This is a genomic window from Bacillus sp. TH30 (genome assembly GCF_016650875.1).
In the GTDB taxonomy this organism is placed as follows: domain Bacteria; phylum Bacillota; class Bacilli; order Bacillales; family Bacillaceae_G; genus Bacillus_A; species Bacillus_A mycoides.
Genome location: NZ_JAEKEY010000002.1, coordinates 1,457,462 through 1,470,434 on the forward strand (window position 1 = coordinate 1,457,462; position 12,973 = coordinate 1,470,434).

The following is a 12,973-nucleotide window of genomic DNA, read 5'->3' on the forward strand; positions in this document are numbered from 1 at the left end:
CTATTTTACCATAAGAATTCCTAATAATGTAAAAGAACGCTTAGTATATTTCTAAGCGTTCTTTCTCGACTATTTAAGAAGCCTTCTTCAAATCAATTTGAACAAGTACTGGATCGTGGTCACTTACACGTCCATGTTCTTTCATAATGTTTGAGTTTAAGTGTACAGGGTCTACAATTGTGTGCGGTGCGATGTTATTTGTTACTAAAATATGATCTAGCACTTGTGCGTTACCTTCATGAATGTACGTGTAGCGGTTCTCTTTCGGCACTGTGTTTAACATATCTTTTAATATCGTTCCCTCTAGTGCTTCTAAAGGTTTAGAGAATTCAAAGTCATTCATATCACCTAATACAACAACTGGTGCATTTGTATTCTTTTCTTGAATACCTTGTACGAAATGATTCACTTCTTGTGCTAATTGAACTCGTTTTTCTTCACTCTTTAATACGAGCGGCTGCACTTTTCCAAATGGCGTTGCATCTCCTAGTTTTGAGTTTAAGTGATTTGAAATGACAACAACGTTTTGTCCTTGGAACGTAAATTCTGCAGCTAACGGTTTACGTGTACTTTCAAATAAAGGATTTTCGTCTCCAATACGAACTACATTTTTATCTAGTAACTTCGGTACTGTCGCTAATTTCACACGAGATGGGTTATAGAAGAAACCGACGCGAATATTCGCTCCAGGTGCCCCGCCGTCTTGATTGTTGTTCGGCGCAATTTCTACATACTCATACTTCGGTCCACGAATTTCTAATACAGCATCAATGATACGTTTTGCGCTTAAAGATGCATCGGTCGTACCGTCATTGATTGCTCCATTATTATCTTGCATCTCTTGTACACCGATAATATCAGGCATTTTTAAATTATATTTAATAGAATAAGCTAACGCTTTTACTTTTTCATCTGTTGTTTCTTTTTTGTTCGCTGAGAAGTTTTCAATGTTATATGTAGCAACTGTTAACTTATCAAGACGCGGCTGAATATTTGCCCCTACTTGCTTAAATCCGCCGTCCACTACAGATGGTAATTCCGTTACTGGCGAAATGCGGAACGAACCGTAGTCATATCCTACTACGCCTGTTATATCTCCAGTGAACGTATCGCCTACTTTCGCGACATAATCACGAGGTACTTTTACAGAAAGGCGCTCTGGATTTAATTGCTCTTTATCTAATAAAGGTGTACCATACTTCGTTACTACTTTATCTCCGCCATTTTTTACTGTTACATATAGGTTACCATTTTTCTGAGGAGCGATAATTTTTGGCGTTGGCATCGTAACGCGCATGCCTTCTACACTCTCATAAAAATCAATTGCATCTTCGTTCGGATCAAATAGACCAAATCCATCATTATCAATAATTTGATCTGGGATTTTCACTCCGTTTTCTCCTAATACAATCGGCGCTGATAAAGGTTGATCTTTTGCGATTACAGCAACGCGACTCGCCTTAATTTCCGTCGTCGTTAAGTCTGTTTCAAATCGCTCTGCATATCCAGGTCCAACATATTCTTCTACTTCTCCATCAACTTGGACAAGATCTCCTACTGCTACATTCGCATCTTTTTTGTATACGTAAATACCTTCAGAAGTAGCTGGATCATTATCCGGCTGATTATCTTCTATATAAAAACCATTTTTATCAAGCGCTGTGACAACGCCCTCCACATTGTTTACTTTCTTCCCATTGTAAGGAGAAATATGTGATTTCCCTTGAATATCATGAATACGAACTGGTTCATTTGTTACGATTATAAATGAAAATGTCGAAACTGCTGAAGAAGTAAGTCCTTCTTTTTCAGCGGTTGCTTTCACTACACTATTTTCATTCACTACAATTTGTCCGTTATAACGAACACTTTTGTTTGTAGGATTAGAGCCATCTAACGTATAGTAGATTGTTGCTCCTTCTGTATTCGTTGTTAATGTTACTGCTGTTCCTTTTGCAACTTCCCCACCATTTGGTGATGCCACTACATCGCTAACGCGGTTTTGTTCTTCTCCTTGAAACTTATGAGCTGTTACTGATTTTAAACCTGGGCTACCGAAATATAACTCAAGCGTCCCTGTCAACCTAACTTTCTTCCCGATATTTTCAGGATAGTCTTTCACATTTACTGCCGATCTCACATCGCCTTTTGGCAATTGAACAGGCATGATTTTGTCTGGATTCATTTCGTTTGGCGAATCGGCAATTGCCACGTTTGTGTCGTCAAACTTAGCCGGATCTTTCGTGTATTTAGAAGGACTTTGCGTATACCCAACGATATATCCTTCCACTATCCCCTTCGTTTTCCCTTGCTGCTTAAATACTTGAATTGCTTTTTCTACTGACATAGAAGTAGTTTCTTCCGCCTGCGCTAAAGTTCCAGTAAATGAAAGCAATAACATCAATGATAAAAAGACACTTAATAATTTCTTCACAGCCATTTCCCTCTCCCTATTTCATATTTTCTCAACATTTCTATCATATCAAATGATTCGTTATATAGAACTATATTTCGACAAGTTTTACACAAAATTTATTTAATTTACAAGTTTTCAAACTATAATACAAAATAACTTATATAGCTTTATTGACTAAAGGTATTTTATCCAATAAACAAAACGCCTTCAATATAATTGAAGGCGTTTTGTTTGAAATATTTTAATGTGCGACTAATTTAGTCTCCATTACTTTCTCTAAATGAAATAACACACGTTTCGCCGCTAACTCACCTTGCTCAATACAAGCTGGAAGACCAGAACCAGCGTAAGAACTACCTGCCAAATACACACCTGGCAATTCTTCCTCCATAAATGTTGTGAGCTTCTTCATTCGCTCTTTATGGCCTACTGTATATTGAGGCATCGCTTCTTTCCAGCGGCTTACAATTGTAAACTCTGGATCCTCTGTAATATCCATTGTCTTTTGTAAGTCTTCGAGTACGAGCTGCACAATTTCTTCGTCAGTTTGTTCAACAATCGCTTCATCACCTGGGCGTCCGACGTAACAGCGAAGAAGCGTTTTTCCCTCTGGCGTTGTATGTGGCCATTTTTTATGTGTCCACGTACACGCTGTAATTGTATAATCACTATTTCTTGATACGACAAATCCGGTACCATCAATATCACGCTGAATTGCAGACTTTGGGAAAGCAAGTGCCACGTTTGCAACTGATGTAGACGGAATGTTACGGAAGAAACGAAACTGCTTGTACTGTGCAAACATAGACGGTAATACTTTATGCGGCGTCGCAACTACAATCGCGTCTGCTTCCATTTCTTTTCCGTTACTAAGCGTAATCGTATAACTATCACCAAGTTTTGCAACCTTTTCGATACGAGTTCCCTTCATTACCATATCATTAGGAATCTTCGTTTCAAGAGATTCTACTATAGATTCTAAACCGGTTTTCACAGTTTTAAATATTCCTTTTTTCAATTCAGCCTTCTCTTGCTTTGGAGCGAGCGTACGCATACCGAGTGAAATACTACGGTGCTCCTGTTCAATTTGATAAATTTGAGGGAATGTTGACATTAAACTCATTTCATCAATATCCCCTGCATAAATACCAGATAATAATGGCTCAATTAAATTTTCAACGACTTCATTTCCAAGGCGATGCCTGAAAAACTGCCCGAGTGATTGATCAGAAACTGGTTTTGATCTAGGCATTAATAAGTCAAAACCAGCTCTTAGTTTACCAATTGGGGAGAACAATCCGGAAAATAGAAACGGCGTAATTTGCGTTGGAATTCCCATCATTGAACCGCTCGGCATTTTATGTAACCGATTGTTTACGAGAACGAACGATTGACCAGCCTTATTATTTACAAGTTCAGCATCAAGTCCTAATTCTTTCACTAATTTAGCTGCGCTCTCTTTTCTTGCTAAGAAAGAATCAGGACCGCGTTCAATTGTAAATCCATCTTTTTGAACGGTTTGAATTTTCCCGCCAAGTTTACCAGACGCTTCTATAAGCAATGCATCTATCGGCAAGTTTTTTTCACGAATTTCTTTTTGTAAGTTATACATTGTTGTTAATCCTGTGATGCCACCGCCGATGATCACAACTTTTTTCCTCAAGTAAGCTCCCCCTTTCTACTTACATTATAGATTCTTTTTTCTTTAATACTACATCTGCTAAACAGTCGATAAATGCGTCCGACGCATTAGGCATTTCGGGACGATAATATTTCGCGCCAATTTCATCCGTTACAACTTTACACTCAAAGTCATTGTCATATAAAACTTCTAAATGTTCCGCAACAAATCCAACTGGTGCATATACGAATGAACTGTAGCCGTATTTTTCATTTAGTTCTCTCGTTAAATCTTGTACATCTGGACCAATCCAAGGATCTGGTGTATTTCCGGCACTTTGCCAACCTACTGCATAGTTTGCTACTTCAGCACCACGTGCAATATAGTCAGCTGTTTCGTTTAATTGATCCGGGTATGGATCGCCGAGTGCGATAATTTTTTCTGGTAAGCTATGTGCAGATACGATTAACACTGCTTTTTCACGTTCTGCTTCTGACATACCGTTATATATACCTTTCACTGCATCGACCCAATACTGAATAAATTTCGGTTCTTTATACCAGCTATCGATGCCGTGAATTGTTAAGTTTCCAAGTTTTCCTGCTTCTTCTTGCGCTCGTCCTACATACGACTTCACGCTAAAAGTAGAATAGTGAGGGGCAAGAACGAGTGCAATTGCATCTTCTATTCCATCTTTATGCATAGCTTGTACTGCATCTTCAATGAACGGTTCAATATGTTTTAAACCAAGATACATGTGGTACTCTACTTCATCTTGTATTTCATTTAAACGTGTCTCTAACTTTTTAGCTTGCTCTAATGTAATAGTAGCTAAAGGAGAAATACCACCAATTGCACGGTAACGCTCTGTTAAATCTTCTAGCATTTCAGGACTTGGCTTTCTTCCTCTGCGAATATGTGTATAGTAACGTTCAATATCTTCTTCTTTATATGGCGTTCCGTATGCCATTACAAGCAAACCAATTTTCTTTTTCATACAGACAATCTCCTTTACTTCGCTAACTGTTCTTTAGAGTACTCATGAATAAATGTAGTTAAGCGTTTTAATGTATCTGGATTTACTTCTGGGAATACGCCGTGACCTAAGTTAAAGATATAACCTGGCTGCTTCATCCCTTGATCTAAAATACCTTTTACATTTTCTTCAATAACAGGCCAAGGTGCTAATAAGAATGAAGGATCCATATTTCCTTGTACCGCCTTGTGAACACCACGTGCGCGTGCTTCTTCAATCGGTAAGCGCCAATCTAAACCTACTACATCAAGCGGTAAGTCGTGCCATTCATTCACTAAATGTGCAGCACCTACGCCGTGCATAATCATTGGAACACCCATCGGGCGAACTTCTGCAAAAATACGCTCCATCGCTGGTTTAATAAATATACGGTAATCCGCTACATTTACTGCTCCAACCCAAGAATCGAAAATTTGAACCGCTTTTACTCCTGCGTTAATTTGCGCTTTTAAATATGTAATAACCATATCTGCAAGCTTATCCATTAAAGCGAACCAAGCTTTCGGCTCTGCATACATAAACGCTTTCGTATTATGATAGTTACGAGAAGGACCGCCTTCAATCATATAGCTCGCTAACGTAAATGGAGCTCCTGAAAAACCGATTAACGGTACATCTAACATTTCTGTCGTTAATAAACGAATTGTATCTAGTATGTAAGGTACGTCATCTTCTGGATTGATTTCCCCTAATTTTTCTACGTCTTGTAAAGAACGGATTGGACTATCGATAACTGGACCAATGCCAGATTTAATTTCCACATCAACACCAATTGCAGGTAGTGGTGACATAATATCTTTATAAAGAATTGCTGCGTCTACGTTATATTGATCAACTGGCAACTTTGTAACGTAAGCGCACAACTCTGGATTATGTGTAATTTCAAATAAAGAATATTTCTCTTTTATCTTTCTATATTCCGGCTGTGAACGACCTGCTTGACGCATATACCATGCTGGTACATACTCTGTACGTTCCCCCCTACATGCTTTTAAAAATGTCTCATTTATAGTTCTTACCAAGACCCTAGCTCCCTTCCTTACCAATGCTTTTTCTTTAAATATGCTCTATTCCGATATTTATCTTTTTTTACTATACAGCTTGTAAAAACAAAATGCATAACATTATGTACGTTGTTCATTAAATTGACACAAACGTTCGTAAAAACGTTTACTATTTTCACAACATTCTTATTATAGCACAGAGAAAAACTACGGTTTAGCTACTTTTGACTTTTCTCCTTCACGGTTCGTTTGTGTGTTATATGGCACAACGTAAAAACTTGGTTTTGAGAATATATTAATAAACTTCTCCTCATATTTCCCTGTTCCTTTTGCCGTTCCAACGTGAGTATGAATTCCTTTTTCAACTTTATAAATCCGATACATAATTCGCTCATCAGGAAGCGGTGTCCAGCTTAGTTTCATTGCAAATAAACCGAAAGGACTAAATGCTAGTTTTGCTTCCACGTTTTGAATCTTATCTAAACGAATTGGCAGTCCAATTGTTTCAACACCTTTTGGCCTATGAAAACTCGCTTTATCTTGTATGTTTGCTTTCGTTAAAATCTTTTTAAATAACATCGTTGCAGATGCATTTCCATCTTGTAATTGATGCTCTTTATCGGTGCGGTCATAGCCAATCCAAACTGCACCTACTAAATTCGGTGTATATCCAACGAACCACATATCACGCGCACCATTGTCATCATTTGGCAATGAAGTTGTGCCTGTTTTTCCAGCTAAAGCTCCATTATATACGCCAGCTTTCGCCGTACCTTCTTTCACAACTCCTTCAAGCATCTTTGTCATATACCATGCCGTTTGCTTCGAAAAGACTTTCGTTTCAGCTTTTGATGATTCTCCAATGACCGCCCCGTGTCTATTTAATACTTTATCGATAACGTGCGGTTCGATAATATTCCCGTTTGCTAAAAAAGATCGGTACATTTTGACAAGATCAAATGGAGACACACCATTTTTCAGCCCGCCAAGTGCTGTGCTTAAACCTGAGTCTGCAATATGAACATTCCCTTTCTCTAAATATTGCTTTCCCTCATCTACCCCTAATTCATTTAATAAAGATACAGCTGGCACATTTGCTGATTCTAATACCGCATCGTACATCGTCATCTCTTTCGTATACTCATGATTATAATTTCGAGGTTCATAACCTTCAAACGAACTTTTTTCATTCGTTAATAAAGAATATGGATTATATTTCTTCGTCTCAAGTGCAGGTCCATATACGATAAGCGGCTTTAAAACAGAACCAGGCTGCCGCTTTGCAAAAACGCGATTAAGCCCTCTCGGAACATACTCTCTTCCGCCAATCGCGGCTTTAATTCCGCCAGTCTGATTATCCATTAATAAAAATGCACCTTGCGCCCCGTTTTCTTTACCAGGGAAATTTCTCGCATCTTGAAACTGGTTATATGCTACCTTTTGAACTTTTTCATCCATCGGTACGACAAACGTATATCCTCCGCGCAGTACTTCTTGATGCGATAAACCATATAAACGCGCCGCTTCATCTATAACCATATCGATATACGGCATATATGCGAGTTCACGTTCATCTGAATTTTTATAAAGAGCTATTGTTTTCCCTTGGTAACGAACACTATCTTCCGCTGTTAAATAGCCTTGTTTATGCATAAGTGACAAAACAAGATCACGGCGCCCTTTACTCTTTTCTAGGGATAAGTACGGTGAATAGCCATTTGGCGCTTTCGGAAGCCCTGCAAGCATAGCTCCCTCTTCCACTGTTAAATCTTCTACATTTTTATTAAAATACAACTTTGCTGCCGCTTGAATACCATATGCCCCATGACCGAAATAAATATGGTTCATATACATTTCAAGAATTTGCTGCTTCGTATATTTTTGCTCTAATTGAAGAGAAATTGCGACCTCTTTCAATTTACGCGTAAATGTTTTTTCGCGAGTTAAAAAGACATTTTTAGCTAGTTGCTGCGTAATCGTACTACCGCCTTCTACCTTCTCTCCAGCTAACGCGTCTTTATAAAGCGCCCGAAATATAGAAGGGTAATCAATTCCTTGATGCTCATAAAAACGAGAATCTTCCACAGCAATAAATGCTTGCTGCACGTACTTTGGAATTTCTTCAATCGGCACGAGCTCTCTATTTTCTACATATAACTTCGTAATTTCTTTTCCTTTCTGGTCAACGATACGTGATGAAGAGTGGAAAACAAGCTGCTTTTCATCCATCATATAGCCACCAGTTAACACAATAAGTTTATAGAGTACAATCGCTACTACGAACGTTGCTACCCCGCCTAATAAAGTCCACTTTGCTTTCTTCATACATCGGCCTTCTTTCCAAATGATGGTACATTTATTATTTGAAAAAGAAGTATCTTTATGTATATAATCTTCGAAGTTTTTTAAGAGAATTGATATAATAGAGACAAACCATAAAGGGGGCATTAAAATGAAGGCTATTATTTCATACGAAACACCTCTAGAACAAGCACATTTCACTGCAAAAAATAACGAAAAAGATATGTTTTATAAAGAAAATACTGAAGAATCTGTAGAAGGCTCGCTTCAGTATGACGTATTAGACGCTGTTGGAGAATTTAAAGGACAATCTGGCTACATCGTTTGTAACAACATTTCTGTAACAGACGAAGGTCGCCCTGTATTTGAAAACCGTTTTAAAAACCGTGCTGGTCTAATCGAAAATGAGCCTGGCTTCCAAGCAATCCGTGTTCTTCGCCCATTAAGTAATGATACATATGTCATCTTAACGATGTGGGAAACTGAGCAAAACTTTAAAGACTGGACAGAATCACGTTCATTCGAAAACGCTCATAAAAAACGTCCTGCACAAGCAGAAGGACAAGCACAGGCTCAGGCGCATCCACATGCAGAACAGCAAAAAAGCATTTTCTCTCGCCCGTCGTTCGTGACTACTTTTGATGTGTTAGTTTAATTTTCGGAGTTCGGAGTCAGCGGTATGTGAAATTATATCGGCGCAACTCGAAATATATCGACTTATCGACAAATGACGACACACAAAAAAGGAAACACCATTACACACCGGTGTTTCCTTTTTCTTTATACCAATTATATATGCGAAGCGCGTCTTGTTTACGCATATGCTTCACTTTATACCTCTGCCCCGCTACTGATACGGCAGCTGTACATAACTCGTCTTTCTTTTGAAAATACGATTGATTGTATCCTACCGCTTGAACATGCCTTCTTCGCATGATCCCCGTATATTTCGCAAGGCCTCGGTATACCATGACTAATTGATTGTCTCGTATCATATAACCACCACTTTTATATCTAGCGTATGCAAGTATTGTAAATACAATAAATAGCGGTATAAGAACGAACAACGCAGTATGTTGTTTAAAATATATACTCGCACCAGCGATTGGCACAGCGAGCACAGCACTTGTAATCCAGCCCATTACGACGTAACGGCGTAATGCAGCCTTCGGTAAATGAACGATTTCCTCTTCTATTTCATATGGCAACTGTAAATAGGCAAGTAGCTGCTGTACATCTTTTTTCTTCATAAAAGGATGTAACATCACTTCATTCCCTGCCGCTTCTATACTTTGAATGACTTCCACTTCGACAGAGCAATAACCGAAAGGCTGGCGGAGAATTCCTTCTTTTACAGTAATCGCTTGAATGCGGTGTAATTTTAATACAAACTCTTTCTTATCAAATAACCCTTGCACAATACGAATTTCATTTCCGTTGCGCTCTATTTTAAAGTTCGCATATTTTAACGCATAGCCAGCTGTCGAAACGACCCACGAAACTGCCATTAAAATCGCGGCCATAACGATTAATTCATATACACCGTTATCCATCACATACGCTTCCACTTTATTTATGAGCCATTCTGGAAGAAATTGATTAAACTCTGTGTAAATAAGAAGTAATCCAGAAAACACTAATCCGAATCTACCAGACGTAATGGAAGCTACTAAAATCTCTTTCATCGTTAACTGATAAATCGTCTTACTTTCTTCTGCCATGGGTACTTCTTCACTCGCAGCGCTTCTTTTTTTATTTAATAAGGCAATTAGTTCCTTCGCTTCATCTTCTTTAATACCAGCTAACATCACTTCCGGCTCACTTCCGGCTCACTACCGCCGCCCGCTACTTCTATATTTAATTTCGTAAGCCCAAGCATTTGATAAATGACATTAGAAGATGTACTAATGTTTTGCACACGGTCTTTATTTAAATAACTTTCCTTCTTCACAAAAACACCGTGTTTAATATGTACAATATTATTTTCAACCCAGTACACTTTGAAATACCATTTTATAGCTGAGAAAATTGCCATAATAAATAATATGGCCAAAAGAACAAGATGTAAGAAATACCAAGGTTTTACTTCACCATCTGAACGAAATAAAACAAGAAAAATAAAAGGCAACAAAGTCGCAATTCGAATACCTAACAATATCGTGATCGGATGTTGCCTCTTATACACCCTCATCACTCACTTTCGCAAGCTCTCCAATTTGTCTTTTCAACTGTTCTGCTTCTTCTTTCGTTAAGCCTGGAATACTATGAGAAGTTGCCGCTGTTGAAATATGTAATTCTGCTAAATTATACTTTCTCATAATTGGTCCTTGCTCAATCGTTACGTGCTGCACGCGGATTATCGGAATAAGTACGCGCTTTACAACGAACATTCCCTTTTGAATCTCAATCTCTTCTTCATTTAATCTGTAACTATAATAACGTTGACGTAAATTTGGAAATACAAAATAGTCGAGTGGTATGTATAGAACTGCTCCTGTCACTAACAATCCAAACAACCAGCCCCACCAGTTAAAGTTAATCATAAAAAAGAAATACGCAATTACGACTGCTAGTATAACTGCCGCCCCAATTAAAGCATGAATTCTCCACACTTTCAGCATATTAGAATGAATCTCCCTCTCTAACGGCTGCATCTCATCACTCCAATTATATGAATTTATTAATTATATATTAGTTGTTATATACAGTTTTGTAAAATTATAGTTCCTTACATTGTGTCGAGTATTTCTTTAAAATTCCCTTCATTAATGGAATACACCTGAAACTGAATATAATCTAGTTCATTAGTATTAGGACGAGCATATGGCAAAATGTTAAATTTAGAAGCAGATCTTCCTAACATATCTGTAACCATAAGAGCAACATCTATATACTCAAAATCTATACGGAATGCTACCGCTTCTCCCGTAAATTTATAATCTTTAATCGCGTCATAAGACTTATTCGCACTAATCAGCATCACTTTTAATAGTTGGTTTAAATTTTCTGGTTTGAAATTAATCATATACGCAGCTCCTTTTTTCAATAAAACACTATGAAAACAGTGTAATCTTATAATTTCATAGCTTTACACATCAATTATATAAAAAATAAAGCTAGTTTTTTATAATTTTTTTGATATAATTACATACGGGAAACGGGAAGAATTTTGTCTTCCCTTGTGTTTTTATTTGCATCTAGTACTTTTGCTAGATGCTTTTTTTATGCTAAAAAGGTACCCTCAAATACTTTGAGGATACCTTTTTCATCAATTTAGTGCATTTCAACAATTGTACCATCTTCGAACACCTTGAATACTCCAGTAAATCCTGCTCCAGCTGCACCTTCTATTTTATATGTCGTACGCACTCTAATTTGATAATATTTCTTTCCATTTTCTACTTGCGTATCCTCTAGCGTGTAATTATATTCTTCTTTATATTCTTTTTTGATATATTCTTTAGCTTTCTCAAAAGTAAATGCATCTTGATTCTTTCCTGTCTCTACTTTTTGGTTCTTTTCTGTTACTACCTTCTGATTCTTTTCTGTCTCTGTTTTTTGGTTCTCTTCTGTTACTGCCTTTTGATTTTTTTCTGTCTCTGCTTTTTGGTTCTTTTCTGTCGCTACCTTTTGACTCGTTACTGCATCATTTTTTTGTGCCTTCGCTGCTGTCGTTACACTCTTTGCAGTTTTTTCCTCTTCACCAATTTTAGTGATTAATCCTAAAGCCTTTTTATTATATTCTTCAAGGTTCTTGTTATCTTTTGTTTCTGAAACTACCTTATTTAACATCTCTTTCGCTTCTGCATAATTTTTCTTACTTATTAACTCTTCGCTTTTTGTCAGTTGCTCTTCATACTTCTTTTTTTGTTCTAAGATCGCTACTAATGCTGTTCGTTCTTCCTTGGCTTGTTTTATAAGCGTATTATTTCCATTCTTCATGTTCTCTACTTTTCCAAATGACTTGATTGATTCTTCTACCTTTGTTTCTTCTTTTAACTTCACTGCTTCAATCATTACTTTCGTTTGTTCTACAAGCACTGTTGCATCTGAATCATCTTTTTTCTCATCTAATGCTCGTTCAAATGATGATAAAGCATTTTTATATTCTTTATTCGTTAACGCGGTCTTCCCTTCATCCATTGCTTTGTCAAAATCCCCATTACTACATCCAGCTAGCATTAAAAACGTAAGTCCAATTACCGTTAATAACTTTCTCATTTTCTCTCCCCCTATATATACCTAAAACAATAACATCATATGTATAAAAGTCTGTGTAGTAATTAGACTGAAAGTAAATATGTACTGTACATTTCATTTACTATAATTACTTAAAACTCCTAAATAGTTGGTAGTTGGTTTTCTTCTTTTAAAGACAGAAAGGAATTTTAATAAAGCCCTTACTCAGAATCTTTACTACACACACTCTTATACACATAGAAAAATCATTTTTCGTTTATAGTTTGCTATTTCTTCAACTTTATATATTCTCAGTTGGTTTGAAATACAATCCATAATCCGTAACATACCGAAATACAAAAGAAAACAAACCGTAATATAAGTTACGTTTCGTAACTCTTCTGTAACAAGAATGC

Annotated in this window: 9 protein-coding genes and 1 pseudogene; 1 reads left to right on the forward strand and 9 read right to left on the reverse strand. The window is 37.1% G+C overall.

Annotated elements, in window-relative coordinates:
* Positions 1–73: 73 nt before the first annotated feature.
* The 5 genes from JFU20_RS09695 to JFU20_RS09715 all read right to left on the reverse strand — a co-directional run bounded on the left by JFU20_RS09695 (position 74) and on the right by JFU20_RS09715 (position 8,402).
* On the reverse strand, positions 74–2,440 hold the full coding sequence (locus JFU20_RS09695; protein WP_201038571.1) for a DUF6359 domain-containing protein: 2,367 nt from the start codon (positions 2,438–2,440) through the stop codon (positions 74–76).
* Between the two features lie 217 nt (positions 2,441–2,657).
* Positions 2,658–4,079, reverse strand: coding sequence for a protoporphyrinogen oxidase (hemY, locus tag JFU20_RS09700; RefSeq protein ID WP_033706504.1), 1,422 nt, complete (start codon positions 4,077–4,079; stop codon positions 2,658–2,660).
* A gap of 19 nt (positions 4,080–4,098) precedes the next feature.
* Positions 4,099–5,034 (reverse strand): ferrochelatase, encoded by a 936-nt coding sequence (gene hemH / locus JFU20_RS09705; RefSeq protein ID WP_002011157.1) that lies wholly within the window; start codon positions 5,032–5,034, stop codon positions 4,099–4,101.
* Between the two features lie 14 nt (positions 5,035–5,048).
* On the reverse strand, positions 5,049–6,095 hold the full coding sequence (gene hemE / locus JFU20_RS09710; protein WP_201038572.1) for a uroporphyrinogen decarboxylase: 1,047 nt from the start codon (positions 6,093–6,095) through the stop codon (positions 5,049–5,051).
* A 189-nt stretch (positions 6,096–6,284) separates the two neighbouring features.
* Positions 6,285–8,402 (reverse strand): transglycosylase domain-containing protein, encoded by a 2,118-nt coding sequence (locus JFU20_RS09715; protein WP_002011154.1) that lies wholly within the window; start codon positions 8,400–8,402, stop codon positions 6,285–6,287.
* 127 nt (positions 8,403–8,529) lie between these two features.
* Between JFU20_RS09715 and hmoB the strand changes: the two genes are divergently transcribed.
* On the forward strand, positions 8,530–9,033 hold the full coding sequence (gene hmoB, locus JFU20_RS09720; RefSeq protein WP_088292324.1) for a heme-degrading monooxygenase HmoB: 504 nt from the start codon (positions 8,530–8,532) through the stop codon (positions 9,031–9,033).
* 100 nt (positions 9,034–9,133) lie between these two features.
* Here hmoB and JFU20_RS09725 read toward each other — a convergent pair.
* The 4 genes and pseudogenes from JFU20_RS09725 to JFU20_RS09740 form a co-directional block, all read right to left on the reverse strand.
* Positions 9,134–10,563, reverse strand: a pseudogene (locus JFU20_RS09725) (PH domain-containing protein).
* A complete protein-coding gene (locus JFU20_RS09730; RefSeq protein WP_002011149.1) occupies positions 10,556–11,032 on the reverse strand; it encodes a PH domain-containing protein in 477 nt (158 codons plus the stop codon). Before JFU20_RS09730 ends, JFU20_RS09725 begins: the two are co-directional and overlap by 8 nt.
* Positions 11,033–11,106: 74 nt before the next feature.
* Positions 11,107–11,403: a protoporphyrinogen oxidase gene (locus JFU20_RS09735; protein ID WP_201038573.1), complete on the reverse strand. Its 297-nt coding sequence runs from the start codon at positions 11,401–11,403 to the stop codon at positions 11,107–11,109.
* 248 nt (positions 11,404–11,651) lie between these two features.
* On the reverse strand, positions 11,652–12,599 hold the full coding sequence (locus JFU20_RS09740; RefSeq protein WP_201038574.1) for a hypothetical protein: 948 nt from the start codon (positions 12,597–12,599) through the stop codon (positions 11,652–11,654).
* Positions 12,600–12,973: the final 374 nt, after the last annotated feature.

Excerpts from the sequence above, each read along its gene's own strand:
- JFU20_RS09695 (WP_201038571.1), bottom strand. The coding sequence starts at position 2,440 with ATGGCTGTGAAGAAATTATTAAGTGTCTTTTTATCATTGATGTTATTG.
- hemH (WP_002011157.1), bottom strand. The coding sequence starts at position 5,034 with ATGAAAAAGAAAATTGGTTTGCTTGTAATGGCATACGGAACGCCATAT.
- JFU20_RS09715 (WP_002011154.1), bottom strand. The coding sequence starts at position 8,402 with ATGAAGAAAGCAAAGTGGACTTTATTAGGCGGGGTAGCAACGTTCGTA.
- hmoB (WP_088292324.1), top strand. The coding sequence starts at position 8,530 with ATGAAGGCTATTATTTCATACGAAACACCTCTAGAACAAGCACATTTC.
- JFU20_RS09730 (WP_002011149.1), bottom strand. The coding sequence starts at position 11,032 with ATGCAGCCGTTAGAGAGGGAGATTCATTCTAATATGCTGAAAGTGTGG.
- JFU20_RS09735 (WP_201038573.1), bottom strand. The coding sequence starts at position 11,403 with ATGATTAATTTCAAACCAGAAAATTTAAACCAACTATTAAAAGTGATG.
- JFU20_RS09740 (WP_201038574.1), bottom strand. The coding sequence starts at position 12,599 with ATGAGAAAGTTATTAACGGTAATTGGACTTACGTTTTTAATGCTAGCT.